Here is a 17,201-nt window from a genome sequence, read left to right on the forward strand (position 1 = left end):
GCTTGAACAAAACCGGCTGCGCCCGGCATGGAACGGCTCGACCACGGACTGGGGTATGATGATGCGGTTCTTCCGTTCGTTGTTCGGGCAGGTGATCGCCGCCCTCGTCCTCGGCATCGTCTTGGGCATAGCTTGCCCGAACTTTGCAGTGACTCTTAAGCCCCTCGGCGACGGGTTCATCAAGCTGATCAAGATGGCCATCGCGCCGCTCGTCTTCGGCGTGGTCGTCCAGGGCATCGTCGGGGCCGGCGATCTGAGAAAGGTCGGACGCGTCGGGCTCAAATCCCTGATCTACTTCGAGGCCGTAACGACGCTCGCCCTCGTGCTCGGTCTCCTTCTGGCCTACGCGTTTGCACCGGGCCAGGGCATGAACGTCGACGTGACGGCCTTGGACGCGAAGTCGATCGCCGGCTACACCGATCGCGTCGGTCAGGTCACCGGGACGGTCGACTTCCTGATGAAGCTAATCCCGACCACGTTGGTCGATGCCTTCGCCAAGGGCGATATCCTTCAGGTTCTCATCATCGCGATTCTGTTCGGGGCCGGTCTCTCCCTCCTGGGCGAGCGGGGCAAGCCCTTGGCCGACAGTCTGGAGCGCATCACCGAGGTCCTGTTCAAGATCATCGGCTTCATCGTCAGGCTCGCGCCGCTCGGCGTGCTCGGTGCCGTCGCCTTTACCGTGGGCAAGTACGGCGTCGGCTCGCTCAAGCAGCTTGGAATGCTGGTGGTGCTGTTCTACGCGGGCGTGGCATTCTTCGTCTTCGTGGTGCTCGGCAGCATCCTGCGCGTAGCCGGATTCAGCATCCTCAAGCTCCTCGCCTACCTGCGCGAAGAACTGACGGTCGTCGCCGGCACGGCCTCCTCGGACTGTGTCTTGCCGCAGGTCATGCGCAAACTGGAGCGCCTCGGCATCAAGGATTCGACCGTCGGCCTCGTGATCCCGACCGGATACTCGTTCAATCTCGATGCCTTCTCGCTGTACCTGACCCTGGCCACGGTCTTCATCGCCCAGGCCACCAACACGGATCTCTCCTTCGGTCATCTGATGCTGATCCTCGGCATTGCACTTCTGACCTCGAAGGGAGCACACGGCGTTCCGGGCTCGGCCATCGTCGTGCTGGCCGCCACCCTATCGGCGGTGCCGGAAATTCCCGTGATCGGATTGGTGCTCGTGCTGTCGATCGACTGGTTCGTCGGCATCGCACGCGCCCTTGGCAACCTGATCGGCAACTGCGTGGCGACGGTTGTGATCGCCGTGTGGGAGGGCGACATCGACCATGCGCAGGCTCGGCGCGTTCTCAATGGCCAAGCTCCGACCGATACGGCCGTGATCCTCGACGCACCGGTCGCGGAACTGCACTCGGCCTGACGGCGACGCCGCGACACCTGCCAAAAGCGGTTGCGCGGCTGCTTGGCCGACTCCCGACGTTCCAATCGGATCACCGGAGACCCCTGATGACTAGATCGCCCTACAACCCGCCGTGCGGCGGCCTCCCGCCTCAGACTGCGCTGATGACCGGCCGGGCGGTGTTCACGGAAGCCTACGCGGTCATCCCTCGGGGGGTGATGAGCGACATCGTCACGTCCGTGCTGCCGTTCTGGGAGGGTACACAGGCCTGGATGCTATCGCGGCCGCTCTCGGGCTTCTCCGAGACTTTCGCACAATACCTCATGGCGGTCGCACCCGGCGGTGGCAGTTCGCAGCCTGAGCCTGATCCGGACGCCGAGGGCGTGCTGTTCGTGGTGGAGGGACAGGCCGACCTGATCGTCGGCGCTCAGGCGCATGACCTCGTGCCCGGCAGCTACGCCTACCTGCCACCCGGCGCTTCCTGGAGCCTGCGCAACGCCGGGGCCGCGACCACTCGCTTCCATTGGATCCGAAAAGCCTACGTGCGGGTGCCCGGCATCGAGGTTCCGCCAGCCTTCGTCACCCACGAATCCGCCGTTCCGCCGGCACCGATGCCTGGCACCGACGGGGCTTGGGCCACGACCCGCTTCGTCGCCTCCGACGACGTGCGCCACGACATGCACGTCAACATCGTCGCCATGCGCCCGGGCGCATCGATTCCGTTCGAGGAGACGCACGTGATGGAACACGGGCTGTTCGTGCTGGAGGGGAAAGCGGTCTACCGGCTTAACCGCGACTGGATCGAGGTGGAGGCAGGCGATTTCATGTGGCTGCGCGCCTACTGCCCGCAGGCCTGCTACGCTGGCGGCCCTGGCCCGTTCCGCTACCTGCTCTACAAGGACGTCAACCGCCACGCCGCCCTTGCGCCATTCCGGACGGCCCGATGAGTAATCACCGAATCGTCGCCGAGCCGTTGACGCAGAAGGCCTTCGCCCCGTTCGGCACCGTGATCGACAAGAGCGCCGTCGCACCGCGCTCCATGAACGCCGGCAGGGCCCGCCGCTTCCACGATCTCGCCCAGGTGGGGGTGGTGGGCGAGGACGGGCACGTGGTGATCGGCTACGTCGAAGCCGAACCCTACGATTTGCCCCTCGCGGTCAGCCTCGTCGAGCGCCATCCCCTCGGAGCGCAGGCCTTCCTGCCCCTGAACGCCGCGCCGTTTCTCGTCGTGGTCTGTCCCGACGCGGGCGGGCGCCCCGGCAGGCCACGTGCTTTCGTCACCGCGCCCGGCCAGGGCGTCTGCTACGCCATGGGCACGTGGCATGGTGTGCTGACCCCGTTCGGTGCCCCTCAAGACTTCATCGTGATCGACCGGGCCGGGCCGGGCGTGAACTTGGAAGAGTTCACGTTTGAGGTGCCCTGGGCGATACAGATCCAGGACGGTCGAGCGCTCGATTTCTGATGCTGGACGAAGCGAGCCAGAGCGGAGGCCCCGTGGCGCGCTGGATCAATCCCGGTGGCTTTCGGAGTTGCGATGCCTCGTGCGTGCGGCTTCCGGCAGGGTGACGATCGGTCGGCCATTTCGGGATTCACCAGATGCCGAGAAAACTTAGTTTACGATCAAGATCAGTCGTCTTACACCAATTTTTCGCCTCTGCTTAAGTATTTACTAGTCCGCAGCAATATCATGCCGAGCGAATCGAAGGTGGGCCGGATAAGATTCGGTAGCCTTGTCGTCGCACCCGCGCTCTTCGACTTCGTTGCGACCGACGCGCAGCCCGGCACCGGCATTTCGCCAAAAGCATCCTGGGGCCGAGGCTCCAGGAAGGCGTGAAAGCAGCAAATCCTGCGCAAGCGGAGACTGCGCAACTCGACTGCACCAGCCGGGGTTTGCGGGTCCTCCCTGTCAGGCGCATCCGTCCGACCGTCCGCCTCCAATTCTATCAAACGCTCGGCCGCGAGGCGGGCAGCGCCTTGGATCAGCTCGAACGCCGCGCGAATGCACCGGACGGCGCAGCTGCGTCGAACCGTTCGGCCGTATGACGAGTGGCCTCCCGAGCGCTCCCGAAAGCCCTTCCTCAACGCGCGGTGGGGAAAAGAACGTCACAGCCAGTTTCTGCTTGAGCGCCAACGCATTGACGCTGGGCGGCTCAAATTTGCTTCAAAGGCCGAAGGTTGCGGCCATGATTAATTAGGCTACGGCTTTCTAAAGCAGTGGAAAGGACAATCAAGATCAAATCCAGGCGACTCATTCGGCCGGCGACGCGGGAGCTTAAGCTTTGCCCTATCAATTCATGGAGGACGCAAGATTAATGCGTCTTCTTGAAAGCTTTGTTGCGAATGCGCCAAGTTCGTCTGCACTGAAGATCGCGGACCATTTCGACAATCCGCTGTCCGACAATGAAGTTCGTGTCTTCGATGAAATTCTTCTACGAATGTCTAGAATTGAGACACTCAGTGTTCGTGCAAAGCTCGCCCGCAGCCTATCTCATCTCAGTCGTGGCCCGTCACAAACAGTGAAAGAGCTATCCTATGATCTGCACAGCGAAGTCGCCAGCCCGCTCCTATCCGGTTCGGTGCTGGCGCTCGACGAGGATCTGATCGCGATTGCTCATGTCCGGAGCCAGGAACACCTGGACGCCATCGCCAAGCGGCCTCACGTCAGCATACCCGTCACGGATGTCGTGGTCTGGCGCGGAACCTGGCCGATTCTCCGAACGCTGTCGGCCAACCGGACGGCTCGGTTGTCGCACGGGGGATTGCTCCGCCTTGTCGCGATCTCGCAAGGTGACGGCCACATCACCGTGGCCCTGACGAAACGCCAGGATGTCCCGCCGGAAACCAGGAAGGTGCTTCTCACGCAGTTCAGGCAGATGGTCGAAACGCGGCAGCCTCCCTTCTGCGGTGAGAATTCCGGCCTCAGCCTCGAAAGCAGCCGCATGCCCGCCATCCTGGCTCCGCAGGTCTCGGCGGGCGATGCGCTCTCCGACCGCCGCCTGCGCGCGGCGGTAGCGCGCGTTCGAAGCCTGGAAGCGCAACGTCCGCTCGCACCCGTCGACATCGCCGACGCCCTGACGCGGGAGAACCTCGCCGAAGCGCTGGCCGTGATTGCCTACCTCGCGGAGACCGAGATCGATGTCCTCGCGCGATCCGTGACAGGGACCGGACCCACGCGGCATCATGCGCTTCTGATCATGAAAGCCGCAGACCTGCCCTGGACCCTGGTCGAACGCGTCCTGCTGGACGTGGTGCGAGTGGTGACTCCGGGTGCCGATCCGGCGCCGAGCCAAATCTCGGCCCAGCGGCAGACCTACGCGAAACTCCTGCGCCGGACCGCCCAGCGCGCCCTCAAGGCGATTCATCTGCGGTCTCGGATCCGCGTCATCGAGGGCGGGATGACCGGGGGCCTTTGACGATTTCGATGCGGACTTCCGCATTGGACCGAGAGGCACCTACGCCCCGGACCATGCGGGCCCGAGCGGATCAGAACCCTGGACCAGCGTGCGTTCCCGGGACCTCGATAAGGAATCAGGCGCCGCCCCCGGGACATCACATCATTGGTATAAACTCGTCCCTGCACCGGATCTACGCCGCGCGTTTTGCATCGATAAAGTGACAGCACGATATTCCGCCAATTTCGACCGACAAAACGACGATTCCATCAACATCGTTACAGCACCATGACGTGTGGAACTGGGCTAAACCGAGTTTGCTTTTGCAATTGATCCGATTATATCTCGCCGGTCAGATCGGTAGTTCGCCCATAGATCACACCGAAAGCCCCACATAAAAGATTCATTAAATGCAGCATTCAGAACGCTTTAAGGAATAAATGTCGTTCCGCTGACGGTTGCGCGTGGAGCCATGGAGCCGGGCTGGATCTGTTCTGCTAGAAATGATCACCCCCATTCCGCTCTCTGACTCAGAATTGCCGTCCGATATACTTATACTGACGAGCCGAATTCTGGCATCCTGCAGGACAGTGCGAGCGCCTCAGATGATACGGGCGCGAGCTCTCGCATACTTTCTTCTGAATTCAGGGATGTGAGCTTCGCAAGCTACAGCACCACCGGCGGCACCGTATCCGGCGCAAACATGATGTCGCTGGACTGACAGGGCGACGCGACCGCGGTTATCTCGCTCAATCAAGCTTGGAATTCGAGCCGCGGCATCGAGATCGCCGAGCTTAGCGGAACGAGGCTGGTGCTCGAGAACTGGGTCGACGCCTGGGTTCATCTCTCAGACAACCTCGACCATGCCATCACGCTGGACGGGCCCAAGCGCGGCGAAGTGGTTCTCGGCAACGGCAACAACACCGTCCTTATCGGCGCCGAAAACACGGGACATCGATCCGCGTGATGCCGAGTACCACGACGGCAGGATCTCGGTCGCGTCCGATACCGTGACGTCGGAGCTGTCGACGCTCCTTCTCGCCAATGACCGGGTGATGGACGAGTGCGACACCCTCCACATCACCAGCGTCGAGACCGGGAGCGTCCAAGGGCAGCGTTGCCTTCGATGCAGCGAATGGTCTTCTGTCCTACGCCGCATCGAACCAGGCCGCCTTTGCTGGAGGCGAGCACGGCACGGATCGGTTCACCTACTCGATCAGCGACGAGCATGGCGGCATCAGCACCGCGACCGTCACCCTGGACATTGTCGGCACCAACGATGCGGTGGTGCTGGACGCCGATGCCTCGGGTCCTCACCGCCTGAGCGAGACCGCAAAAGTCACTGGAAGTCTCGCGGCGCAGGCCGCCAGCGGCGACTTGCGCTTCCACGATGCCGACCTGTCTGAAACGCACGTCACCACGGCCGGCCCCGCGTGCTTCTCATGGTCCGGCGGCCAACTCACCATGGATCAAGTCACGTTGCTGACGGCGGCGAGCACATTCAGCCTGCAAGTGACCGACAGCACCGGCACCGGCGCGGGTCGTGTTCAGTTCGCGTACGGCACGGTCGACAAGACCCTCGATTTCCTGGCCTGGGACGAGACCTTGACCGTCATCTACGACGTTCAGGTGGCGGGCGGCCTTGGCTCATCGTCTCTGCAGGCCGTCGAAATCATGGTGACGGGCGCCAACGATGCGCCGACGATCGCCCAGGCTCAGAGCCTGGCCAGCGAAACGGTGCGCGAGCGGTCAAGCACGACCGGCAATGCCGCTCTCGACCAGACCTCCGGACGCATCGCCTTCAGCGACGCGGACCTGACCGATCGTCCGGACGCGACGTTGGTGGGTCAGACCACCGTGTACAAGGGCGCGAGGGGTGCAGAATACACTCTCGACGCAGCACAATCGGCCACCATCAGGAATGGCTTCGCTCTGACGGCCGATACACCCAATACCAATTCCGGGGCCGTAAACTGGAACTTCGCCCTCAAAGACAGCACCGTAGTCGGCAAGCAGGCGGGTGCCTTGGTGGTCAGCCACTTCGCCTGATTGCCGGCCAGTGGGCCTTCACGGGTCCCCGTCCGGCTCCCCATCGGTCGAGCGCCGTTTCAGGCGCTCAATCATCCAGCGCCCAGCCGGTCCGGGCGGCGCGGCGGTTCGGTAAACCGCCGAGATCGGCAGGGACAGCCCTCCCGGCGGAACGTCTTCGATCGCCAGTTCGACGAGGCGGCCCTCGGCGACATCCTGGCAGACCGTATGCAGCGGCATGCCGCCCCAGCCGAGCCCGCTGACCAGGAAGGCGTGCTTGGCGAACAGATCGGCTAGGCGCCACGTCGTCGGTGACATCACACCGAACTCGCGTCCGGCCGAGAGTTCGGAGCGATCCGTGAGGACGAGCTGGATGTGCTGCGCCAGGACGCCTCTGGGAATCGTGCCGCGATGTGCCGCCAGCGGGTGATCGGACGCCGCGACCATGACGAATTCGACGGTCCCGATCCGCTCGACCGTCAAGCCAGCGGGCAGGGTCGGAAGCGAGCCCACCAGGCCGAAGCTCGCCCGCTGATCGAGGACGGGTTGAATCACCGCCCCAAGCGCCTCCACGTAGAGACGCAGCGGCGTCGCCGGGAACTGCGCGCGGAACTCGCGGGCGGTGTCGGCCAGAACCCGGATCGGGAAGAACACGTCGATCACGGCGGTCAATTCCGCCTCGAGCCCGCCGGCCATCCCCTTGGCCCGCGCCTTCATGCCGTCGACCCCGGCGACGATCGCGCGGGCATCGGCGAGAAGCAGGACGCCCTCGGTCGTCAGGCGGGGATAGCGCCCGCTCCGATCGAACAGCGTGACGCCGAGTTGCGCTTCGAGGTTGGCGATTGTTTCGCTGACGGCCGATTGCGTCCGCCGGACACGACGAGCTGCCGCGGAGAAGCTGCCCTCATCGGCCGCCGCCTGGAAGATCCGCAGTTGGTCCAGCGAGACTCCGTCGAGCATGGTCAGACACCTCCATCGGCCAGCCCGATGGGTAAAATCAAAACTAGCCCGATGTCATCGCCTGGCACTGGAAACATGACGGGTTATCTCAGGCCGAAGACGTCCGTCGCCATCAACGGACCGGCTTGGCAACCATCGTCGCTGACGATGGATCGCATCGCAAGAGACCGGCTGGTCTGAAACTGGCCGCCTGTCATGTAGGGGAAACAGTCCAGGACGCCGACAACCACCACGAGGGCATGACGATGGAAATCGGGATCGACAGCTTCGCCGCTACCATGCCGGATCTGGAGACGGGCCGAACAGTCTCGCCGGCGGACCGGATGGAGGCGCTGCTGGCCGAGGTGGAGACCGCTGACCGGGTGGGCCTCGACGTCTTCGGCATCGGCGAGCACCATCGCACGGAGTTCCTCGATTCGGCCCCCACCGTCATCCTGGCCGCGGCCGCAGCGCGAACCCGGCGTATCCGCCTCGCCAGCGCCGTTACGGTGCTCAGCGCCGCCGATCCGGTACGGGTCTTCCAGGAATTCGCAACCGTGGATCTCATCGCCAGAGGTCGCGCGGAGATCGTCGTCGGTCGCGGCTCGTTCGGGGAAGCCTATCCGTTGTTCGGGTTCGCCCGGGAGGATTACGACGCCCTGTTCGCGGAAAAGCTCGACCTGCTCCTGACGCTGCGCAACGAGGTCCATGTGACCTGGAGCGGACGCTTCCGTCCCCCGCTCAGCGGTCAAGGCGTCTATCCGCGTCCCCATCAGGCCCAGATTCCGATATGGCTCGGGGTCGGAGGTACCCCGCAATCCTTCGCGCGCGCGGGTACGCTCGGCCTGCCCCTGATGGTGGCGATCATCGGCGGCAGCTTCCAGCGCTTCCGTCCCCTCGTCGATCTCTACCGCGAGGCGGGCCGCAGGGCTGGACATGCGCCGGACACGCTCCGCGTCGGAGTCCACGCCATGGGCTTCGTCGGCGACACCGATCAGGCCGCGCGCGATGCGTTCTTCCCCGGTTGGGCACACATGTTCACCGAGATCGGGCGCGAGCGCGGCTGGGCCCGAGCCAACCGTGTCCAATTCGACGCGATGTGCGGGCCGGACGGCGCCTTCCTGATCGGTTCGCCCGAAACGGTCGGCGCCAAGATCCTGGCTGCGAACGAGACCTTGGGCGGCCTATCCCGCGTCACCTTCCAGATGAGTTCGGCCATGCTGGAGACCGACGCAATGCAGCGTTCGATCACGCTGCTCGGCACGCGGGTCGCCCCCGCCGTCAAAGCTGCCCTGGCCGGCACCCGGCCATGATGGCGGGGATGCCGCCCGGCGCGTGCCGGACGGCGCTCACGGCCGGCATTGGGCGGGACGCCGTTCATGCATGCGTCGGACGGTTGAGTTTGGCCGAATGATCGAAACCCTGGCGCGAGTTAAACAATAATTCACCGCATGATGCTTTCTTGCCGCGATCCCCACCTGTGTTTTGAGAGGAGGTTCAGAGATGGAGGCCGAGAGGAAGCTTGCGAGCCAAGCCACCGTCAATGAAGAGGCCGATCGCATCCGGGAGATTTTCAAAGAATCCTTCCAACAGACGGACGGAAGCCTGGAGCGCCTTCTCCCAAGCAATTTTACCGAGACCATCGCTCAGAGAGCAGAGACCGGCAAACCGGCGGATGATGACTTTGATTGGTCGGTAACACTGGCCAACGTCGAAGCGATCGTCGACGCCAGCAATGCAAGCCGATCCGCCATCGTACAGGCGGAGATGCGTGCGGAAATCGCGGAGGCCAAGGCCAAGGAAGCGCTTCATTGGCTTCGGACCCTACACAACGCCGTTCTCAAGGGACTTCCCCGTTAAGGTTCACGAGGCAATTGGCTCGGGCTCCGGCGGGGCCCGCTCATCGGCTGTGACATCGCTTCATCGTTGCGCCTTGCCGGATCGTGTAAAGTGATGTGGCATAGGGGCAGTGGACATGGTCAGGTTTCTTTTAAAGTGGCTCGTGCTCTCAATTCCCCTGGGGATCTCTCTCGGGAAATTCATTAAGGCCGCTAAAGAACCGGGCCGGGGGATGCCCCAGCCACAGACCGCGAAGCGCGGCGACGTAGTACGGCGCTCCGACCCGGCATAACGGTGCCCCGGACTCGCCTCGGTCTGCTTCTCCCGACCGGGCTTTCCACCGCTGACGCATCCGACGAACCGATCGAATTCGATCGTGCTTAGGCATCGGGCCTCCAAGCTCTTACCCCTACCCCAGTTCACAACCTGTGGTTTTTTCTTGCGCGCGACCTCGCGTACAACCAAGCCATGGCTCGCCCGAGAGCGTTGACCTGCAGACAGGATGATCTGCGGGAATCCTGATCGGCAGGAATCTTCGGGCTGCCGGGAGGAAGCGCAATGGCGGTTGCGGTGCGGGCGGATGTGTCGAGCAGGATTGGTCTCGCCTCGCACCAGAACGCCCGTCGGGTTCTCAACGAACTGGAGATCGTCGGCGACGACGAAGTCCACGCGGATCTCGCCGTGACGCTGACGGCCGACCCGTCCTTTCTGAAGCCGCGCTCCTGGACGATCGATCGCATCCGTCCAGGCGGGTCCGTCCGGTTGGCTGACCGCGACGTTTCGCTCGCCGCAGGCTTCCTGGCGGACCTGAACGAAACGGTCACCGGCACGGTCATGCTGCGTGTGTCTCATGCGGACCGGACGCTGGCCGTCAGCGAGCATCCGGTTACGCTTCTCAAGCCATCCGAATGGGGCGGGGCGGCGTCGATGGGCGAGTTGCTCGCCGCCTTCGTGACGCCGACCGATCCGGCGGTCGATGGCATTCTGCTGGAAACCTCGGGAATCCTCCGGCGTGCGGGTAAACCGGATGGCTTCGATGGCTATGCGGACCGCTCGCGGAGCCGCGCCTGGGATGTCACCTCGGCGATCTGGTCCGCCATCTGCGGGTTGCGCCTCGTCGGAGAGCGATCGCCTGCCGGCTTTGCGACCGAGGGTCAGGCAGTGCGTTCTCCGACCGACATCCTGAAGGATGGAAGGGCGACGGACCTGGATCTGGCGCTCCTGTTCGCCGCCGTGGTCGAACAAGCCGGCCTCAACCCACTCGTGGTGCTGACCGGGGAACAGGCCCTTGCGGGAGCCTGGCTGCAGCCACAGGAATTTGCGAACCTCGTTACGGACGAGGCGGCCTCCCTCCGGAAGCGGGCCGATCTCCAGGATCTCGTGTTGCTCGAAACGGCTCTGACAGGGCAGGCTCATCCGCCCGGCTTCGGCAGCGCCCTGGCAGGAGCGCGCCGGCGGATCGCGGAGGATGCCGACTCCACCTTCACCATGGCGTTGGACATCCGCCGCGCGCGCCTGCGCCGCATCCACCCGCTCGACACCCCGCGACACAGCCCCCCGAACAACTCGTCGGACGATTCAGCCGTGCGGGTCGGAACGCTCGCGTCCTTCGAAGCGGCCCCGCCCCTTCCCGCCTTCGACGTCGAGGGGGCGGCGGAGCCGAGCACGCCGGCCGGCCGGATCGCGCTCTGGCAGCGCCGCCTGCTGGACCTCACAACGCGCAACCGGCTGCTCAACCTGCCCGAAGGTGCGAAGGCCGTCCGGCTCGCCTGCCCGGAACCGGCGAGGCTGGAGGACCGCCTGTCGGCGGGCAAACGAATTCGCGTCGTCGCCGAACCCGACTTCGGGAACGGCGGACCCGGCAAGACCTCCGGTCCGCTCCCGGACGGCGAGGACCAGCGAGCGGCTTATGCCCGCGCCGCCCTCGAACGCGATCAGGTCGTCGCCGTCGGCGACGCGAAGCATCGCGATGTAAAACACCTCGATCCGATGCTGATCGACCTCTACCGGAAGGCGAGGTCCGATCTGGAGGAAGGCGGAGCCAACACGCTCTACCTCGCTCTCGGCTTCCTGAAGTGGCGCCGCTCGGGCGCCGACACGCGGGTCTACCGGGCGCCCCTCATCCTCCTGCCGGTGAAACTGGAGCGGATGAGCGCCCTGTCCGGAGTCGCCCTGCTGCGCCATGACGACGAGGCACGCTTCAATCTCACGCTTCTGGAAATGCTGCGCCAGGATTTCGCGCTGCCGATCCCGGGACTGGACGGCTCCCTGCCGATGGATGCGAGCGGCGTCGATGTGGCTGGGATCTGGAACCTCGTGCGGCGGGCGGTGCGGGACGTGCCGGGCTTCGAGGTCACCGAGGATGTGGTGATCAGCACCTTCTCCTTCGCCAAATATCTGATGTGGAAGGACTTGGCGGACCGAAGTGGTCAATTGGCTGCGAGCCCTGTCGTGCGGCATCTGATCGAGCGGGCGCGTGAGCGCTTTCCCGAGGGGCCGCCCTTTCCGAGACCAGAGCACCTCGACGACGCGATCGACCCGTCGGAACTCTTTGTCCCACTTCCGGCGGATTCCTCGCAGATCGCGGCGGTCGTCGCCTCCGCGCGGGGCTGCGACTTCGTCCTCGACGGACCGCCCGGTACGGGCAAGTCACAGACCATCGCCAACATGATCGCGCATAATCTCGCCCTCGGACGGCGCATTCTGTTCGTGGCGGAGAAGCGCGCCGCCCTCGACGTGGTCCATCGGCGGCTCACGGAGAAAGGTCTCGGCACGTTCTGCCTGGAACTTCATTCGAACAGGGCATCGAAGCTCGAGGTCCTGAAGAGCCTTGAACGCGCCTGGGAGACTCGGGATGCCTTGTCCCCCGAGGAATGGGCCCGCGAAGCCGCTCAGGTCCGAAGGCTGCGGGATCGTCTCAACGCGGTCGTCCGACTGCTGCACGAGAGGCATGGGAACGGCTTGACGCTGCACGGCGCCATCGGGCGCGTGGTGCGGGACTGGTCGCCCGAACTGCCGGACCTCGGCTGGACCGAAGACGTCGCGCACGACAAAGCGTCCCTTGATGCCCTGCGGGAGACCGTCCACCGGCTGGACCTGCATCACAGCGCCATTCCTGTCATCCCCGACGCCTTCGCGCCCATTCGGCACCAGGCCTGGTCGAATGGCTGGCAGGCGCGGACCCTGGCTGCCGCACGGGCAATCGCACCAGCGCGCAGCGCTCTTGACGAGGCGCGGGAAAGGATCTTGGCCGCCACGCGCCTTCGCTATCCGGCGACCGACCTCGATACGATCGCCAAGCTCCATCGGCTGGCCACGGCACTGCTCGCGGCATCGGGCCAGGATCTGCGCTTTGCCTTCGCGCCCGACGCCACCGCCCGCATCGCACGTGTCCGAACCGTCGCCGATGCGATCGACGGATTCCGAGCGGCGGAGAGGAGCCTATCGACATCCTATTCAGCGGACGGGCTGCGGCGCCTGGACCTCGACCGGCTGGATGCCGCGTGGGCCGAAGCAGCGCGGAGCGTTTGGCCCTTCAACGTTCTCGCGCGCCGCCGTGTCACCGCGCGACTTCGGAGGGAAGGCCACGCGATTGCGCGGCCCGACCCTGCACGTGACCTGCCGGTGCTGCGCCGGATGGCAGGCTTCCAGAGCTTCGTCGCCTCCGCCGCGCCGGACCTCGCCGGTCCGCCCGGGTGCGAGGCCGGCCACGACACCGTTGCGATGCGGCGCACGGCCGAGATCGCCGAGGCGCTGCGATCGGCACTCTCCGCAACCGCCGCCGATGCCGACACGCTCGCTGCGCTTGCGCGGGTAACCGCCACCCTGGTGATCGAAGCCAACGATCTGCTGAGCCCGGATGGCCGGATCGCCGGGGCGGCCGCCGACCTCGGACTTCGCCTCGCTGCGTGGGAGGACACAGCGGGCCATCTCGCGGTCCTGCTGGCCCTCGGCCCTTCGGCGAGCCGGGACCTCGACGGGATATCGGCCCTGGGGGCCGCCATTACGACGGCGCCCGCCGGGCTCAAACCATGGTGCGACTGGCAGCGGGTTCGGCAGACTGCCCTCGACGCGGGTTTGCGGGCGGTCGTTCTGGCCCTGGAGGCCGGAACCGTGGCGGAGAGCGGCGCGCTCGCCCTGTTCGAGACGATCCATGCCCGCTGGTTCGCGGCGCGCGGCATCGATGCCGAGCCCGACCTGCGGGATCTGGTCATGGCCGAGCACGGCGATGCGATCGACGCCTTTCGCCGCCTGGACGAACGCCTCGACGCGCTCGCGATCCGCATGATCCGGGCACGCATCTGCGGGTTGATCCCCGACAAGGACACGGTCGGGCGCAAGGGTGGATACGGCGTCCTGAAGCATGAACTGCGCAAGCAGCGCGCGCACAAACCCATCCGCCAACTCGCCGCCGAAATGGGCGAGGCCTTTACCCGCCTCGCGCCGTGCATGCTCATGAGTCCCTTGTCGATCGCGCAGTACCTACCGCCGGATCAGGCTCTTTTCGACCTCGTCATCTTCGATGAAGCGTCGCAGATCGCCCCCTGGGACGCGATCGGCTCGATCGCCCGCGGACGGCAGGTCGTCGTCGCCGGCGATCCGCGACAGATGCCGCCGACCAGCTTCTTCACGCGATCCGCGAATGCCGACGAGGCAGACGAGGTCGAGGCCGACATGGCCAGCATTCTCGACGAATGCCTCGCGGCCGGCGTCCCGAGCCATGGGCTGAGCTGGCACTATCGCAGCCGGCACGAAAGCCTGATCGCCTTCTCCAACCACCGCTATTACGACGGCGCCCTCATCACCTTTCCGGCTGCGGAGACCCGGGCCAGCGCGGTCGAATGGCGGCGCGTTTCGGGCGTCTACGCAAAGGGGAAGGGCCGGACGAACCAGATCGAGGCCCAGGCGATCGTTGCCGAGATCGTCCGGCGCCTGACCGACCCCGATTGTGTGGATCACGCCCATACCCTGGCCGTCATCACGCTGAACACCGAGCAGCAGGCGCTGATCGAGAACCTTCTCGACCTCGAGCGGAAACGGCGTCCCGAGATCGAGTACGCCTTCGGCGAGGACGTTCCGGAACCCGTGGTGGTCAAGAACTTGGAGACCGTGCAGGGCGACGAACGGGACGTGATCCTGCTCGGCATCGGCTACGGGCCGACAGAGGCCGAGGCCGGCACGATGTCCATGAACTTCGGTCCGCTCAACCGGGATGGCGGATGGCGACGCCTGAACGTCGCCCTCACACGCGCCCGTCGCGAAATGGTGGTGTTCACCTCCTTCGAACCAGGAATGATCGACCTCAATCGGACCAGCGCACCGGCGGTCAGGGACCTGAAGCACTTCCTCGAATTCGCCGAGCGCGGACCTCGCGCCCTGGCCGAGGCCGTCCAGGGCTCGCTCGGCGGCGCTGAATCTCCTTTCGAAGAGGCGGTCGCTGCGGCCTTGTCGGGTCGGGGGTGGGTCGTGGTTCCGCAGATCGGGGTATCGCGCTTCCGCATCGATCTCGGCGTGGTGCATCCCGACAGGCCGGGCGACTATCTCGCGGGTGTCGAGTGCGATGGGGCAACCTACCACGCTGCTGCCACGGCGCGCGATCGCGATAGGGTCAGGGCGACGATCCTGGAAGGCCTCGGCTGGTCGCTGGTCCGCGTCTGGTCGACGGATTGGTGGGTCGACCGGGCGGGTGCCCTCGACCGCCTCGACACCGCGCTGCGATCACGTCTGGCCGAGTCACGCTTGCAGCTGACGGCGGCAGGCGGCGCGTTCGATCCCCCCGCCGATCCCGAAAGCCCGGACGGCGAAACCTCGCTCCGCTGACGGCCCGCGGACCGGTCGTGGTGCAGCTGAACCAGCCCGCGCACGACGAGGTTGGTCACCATACCAGACCTCGTCCCTTAAGCACCCGCCATGAACCCCGATGAACACCGCGCCCTCGTCATCCTGGTCGAGGAGGAACCTGACCAGCGCCGCGCCATCGCCGACATGCTCGATCGGGCGGGCTTTGCGGTCGTGGGGGCGGAGACGACGGACCAGGGCCTGCGCCTGCTGGACGCGACACCGGACGCCCGAGGGCTGGTGACCGACGCGCATGTGCCGGGCGCGATCGATGGCTGGGAATTGGCGCAGCGTGCCCGCGCGCTAAGGCCGGATCTCGCGGTGGTTCTGATGTCGGGCCATTCCGATCCCACCTCCGGATTCTTGCCGGAGGGAGCGGCCTTCCTGCTGAAACCGAACGTTCCAGCGAACCTCGCCACGACGCTGGGGGCGATGCTCGCGCAAGCCTGAGCGATCCTCGGGGATACATTCCGGCCCGGCTCCGGTTCTGCCAGCATGAGTCAGGAACAATCGTCATCCGGAGCAGTCACCGCTCGCGTCGTCATCGTAGGCGCCGGCTTCGGCGGCCTCGCGACCGCCAAGGCCCTTGCGGGGTCGGAAGTCGCGGTCACGCTGATCGACCAGCACAACTACCACCTGTTCGTACCGTTGCTGTACCAGGTGGCGACGGCAGCGCTCTCCCCCGCCGACATCGCCGAGCCGATCCGGCACATCCTGTCGGGAGCCGCTAACGTCAACGTGGTGATGGGGCGGGTCACGGGCATCGACCAGGGAGCCCGGCAGGTGCTGCTCGCGGATGGGAGCGGAATCGCCTACGATCGCCTCGTCATCGCCACGGGCTCGACGAGCACCTATTTCGGACATGACGCCTGGGCGCCGTACGCCCCGTCGCTGAAGAGCCTTGAGGAGGCGCGGACCATCCGCACGCGGGTGCTGCAGGCCTTCGAACGGGCGGAGCGAACCCAGGACCCGGCCGAGCGCGCGCGCCTGATGACGATCGTCGTCGTCGGCGGCGGTCCGACCGGCGTCGAGATGGCCGGCTCCATCGCCGAACTCGCCCACCACGCCCTCGCCCGCGATTTCCGCCACATCGATCCGACCACCGCGCGGGTGATCCTGGTCGAAGCCGGCCCGCGCCTGCTGACGGCCTTCCCGGAGGCGCTGGCGGCCTATGCGCTCGGCTCTCTGGAGCGCCTCGGGGTGAGCGTGATGACGGGCCAGGCGGTGCAGGACATCGATGCGGAGGGCGTGACGCTCGCCGGGCGGGTCGTCCCGGCCGCCACCGTGATCTGGGGGGCCGGGGTGCGCGCGTCGCCGGCGGCCGGGTGGCTCGGGGTGACGCCGGACCGGAACGGGCGCATCCCCGTCGAGCCCGACCTTTCGGTGACCGGGTGTCCGGACGTGTTCGCCCTGGGCGATACGGCGTTGATCCGCGATGCGGCGGGAGAGCCCCTGCCGGGTCTGGCCCAGGTCGCCCAGCAGCAGGGAAGCCATCTCGGTCGCGCCCTGCGCGAGGCCCTGACCCAGGGTAAACCATTACCGCCGTTCACGTTTCGGAATCGCGGCAACGCCGCCATCGTGGGGCGGCATGCGGCCATCTTCGATTTCGGGCACGGACGCCGGCTCAAGGGTTTCCCGGCCTGGCTGCTCTGGGCGGCCGTGCACGTGGTGCTGCTGGTGGATTTCGCCCAGCGGACCCGGGTCTCGCTGCAATGGCTGTGGCGCTACCTGACCTATCGCCGGGGGGCGCGCCTGATCACCGCGCCGCCGGCCCGTTGAGCGCCGGAGCTTACCCTGCGGCGAAGAGGTCGGCGCGG

At 65.8% G+C, this 17,201-nt stretch carries 12 protein-coding genes; 11 read left to right on the forward strand and 1 reads right to left on the reverse strand.

The genetic code is table 11. The features are described from left to right. The first annotated feature begins 58 nt into the window (after positions 1-58). From ASF57_RS15865 to ASF57_RS15885, 6 genes are all read left to right on the forward strand, one after another. Positions 59-1,369 (forward strand): dicarboxylate/amino acid:cation symporter, encoded by a 1,311-nt coding sequence (locus ASF57_RS15865; protein WP_056485991.1) that lies wholly within the window; start codon positions 59-61, stop codon positions 1,367-1,369. Between the two features lie 86 nt (positions 1,370-1,455). Beyond that, entirely contained in the window at positions 1,456-2,295 is an 840-nt protein-coding gene (locus ASF57_RS15870; protein ID WP_056485001.1) for a bifunctional allantoicase/(S)-ureidoglycine aminohydrolase, read from the forward strand. Next, the gene (locus tag ASF57_RS15875) at positions 2,292-2,810 is read left to right on the forward strand and encodes an ureidoglycolate lyase (RefSeq protein WP_056485003.1); all 519 of its coding nucleotides are present in this window, start codon (positions 2,292-2,294) and stop codon (positions 2,808-2,810) included. Before ASF57_RS15870 ends, ASF57_RS15875 begins: the two co-directional genes overlap by 4 nt. 850 nt (positions 2,811-3,660) lie before the next feature. Next, complete coding sequence (locus tag ASF57_RS15880; protein ID WP_162241569.1) at positions 3,661-4,761, forward strand: DUF2336 domain-containing protein; 1,101 nt, start codon at positions 3,661-3,663, stop codon at positions 4,759-4,761. Positions 4,762-5,551: 790 nt separating this feature from the next. Then, entirely contained in the window at positions 5,552-5,707 is a 156-nt protein-coding gene (locus ASF57_RS25860) for a hypothetical protein (protein ID WP_156376180.1), read from the forward strand. Between the two features lie 320 nt (positions 5,708-6,027). Next, positions 6,028-6,789, forward strand: a complete 762-nt coding sequence (locus tag ASF57_RS15885; RefSeq protein WP_156376181.1) for a VCBS domain-containing protein — start codon at positions 6,028-6,030, stop codon at positions 6,787-6,789. 18 nt (positions 6,790-6,807) lie between these two features. Here ASF57_RS15885 and ASF57_RS15890 read toward each other — a convergent pair whose 3' ends face one another. After that, entirely contained in the window at positions 6,808-7,728 is a 921-nt protein-coding gene (locus tag ASF57_RS15890; RefSeq protein WP_056485007.1) for a LysR family transcriptional regulator, read from the reverse strand. A gap of 245 nt (positions 7,729-7,973) precedes the next feature. On the opposite strand from ASF57_RS15890, the gene ASF57_RS15895 reads away from it, so the two are divergent. From ASF57_RS15895 to ASF57_RS15915, 5 genes are all read left to right on the forward strand, one after another. Further along, positions 7,974-9,020, forward strand: a complete 1,047-nt coding sequence (locus tag ASF57_RS15895) for an LLM class flavin-dependent oxidoreductase (protein WP_056485994.1) — start codon at positions 7,974-7,976, stop codon at positions 9,018-9,020. Between the two features lie 190 nt (positions 9,021-9,210). Beyond that, a complete protein-coding gene (locus ASF57_RS15900; RefSeq protein ID WP_056181669.1) occupies positions 9,211-9,567 on the forward strand; it encodes a hypothetical protein in 357 nt (118 codons plus the stop codon). A gap of 537 nt (positions 9,568-10,104) precedes the next feature. After that, positions 10,105-15,366 (forward strand): DUF4011 domain-containing protein, encoded by a 5,262-nt coding sequence (locus ASF57_RS15905; protein ID WP_082504035.1) that lies wholly within the window; start codon positions 10,105-10,107, stop codon positions 15,364-15,366. 90 nt (positions 15,367-15,456) lie between these two features. Then, on the forward strand, positions 15,457-15,834 hold the full coding sequence (locus tag ASF57_RS15910) for a response regulator (protein WP_056485009.1): 378 nt from the start codon (positions 15,457-15,459) through the stop codon (positions 15,832-15,834). A 45-nt stretch (positions 15,835-15,879) separates the two neighbouring features. After that, positions 15,880-17,163 carry an NAD(P)/FAD-dependent oxidoreductase gene (locus ASF57_RS15915; RefSeq protein WP_056485011.1) on the forward strand — a complete coding sequence of 428 codons (1,284 nt, stop codon included), beginning with the start codon at positions 15,880-15,882 and terminating at the stop codon, positions 17,161-17,163. Positions 17,164-17,201 lie beyond the last annotated feature (38 nt).

The sequence above is a fragment of the Methylobacterium sp. Leaf117 genome (assembly GCF_001422985.1).
GTDB lineage: Bacteria > Pseudomonadota > Alphaproteobacteria > Rhizobiales > Beijerinckiaceae > Methylobacterium.

Coding starts and splice junctions, on each gene's coding strand:
- ASF57_RS15890 (WP_056485007.1), bottom strand. CDS start 7,728: ATGCTCGACGGAGTCTCGCTGGACCAACTGCGGATCTTCCAGGCGGCG.
- ASF57_RS15905 (WP_082504035.1), top strand. CDS start 10,105: ATGGCGGTTGCGGTGCGGGCGGATGTGTCGAGCAGGATTGGTCTCGCC.
- ASF57_RS15895 (WP_056485994.1), top strand. CDS start 7,974: ATGGAAATCGGGATCGACAGCTTCGCCGCTACCATGCCGGATCTGGAG.
- ASF57_RS15870 (WP_056485001.1), top strand. CDS start 1,456: ATGACTAGATCGCCCTACAACCCGCCGTGCGGCGGCCTCCCGCCTCAG.
- ASF57_RS15915 (WP_056485011.1), top strand. CDS start 15,880: ATGAGTCAGGAACAATCGTCATCCGGAGCAGTCACCGCTCGCGTCGTC.
- ASF57_RS15875 (WP_056485003.1), top strand. CDS start 2,292: ATGAGTAATCACCGAATCGTCGCCGAGCCGTTGACGCAGAAGGCCTTC.
- ASF57_RS15900 (WP_056181669.1), top strand. CDS start 9,211: ATGGAGGCCGAGAGGAAGCTTGCGAGCCAAGCCACCGTCAATGAAGAG.
- ASF57_RS15865 (WP_056485991.1), top strand. CDS start 59: ATGATGCGGTTCTTCCGTTCGTTGTTCGGGCAGGTGATCGCCGCCCTC.
- ASF57_RS15880 (WP_162241569.1), top strand. CDS start 3,661: ATGCGTCTTCTTGAAAGCTTTGTTGCGAATGCGCCAAGTTCGTCTGCA.
- ASF57_RS15910 (WP_056485009.1), top strand. CDS start 15,457: ATGAACCCCGATGAACACCGCGCCCTCGTCATCCTGGTCGAGGAGGAA.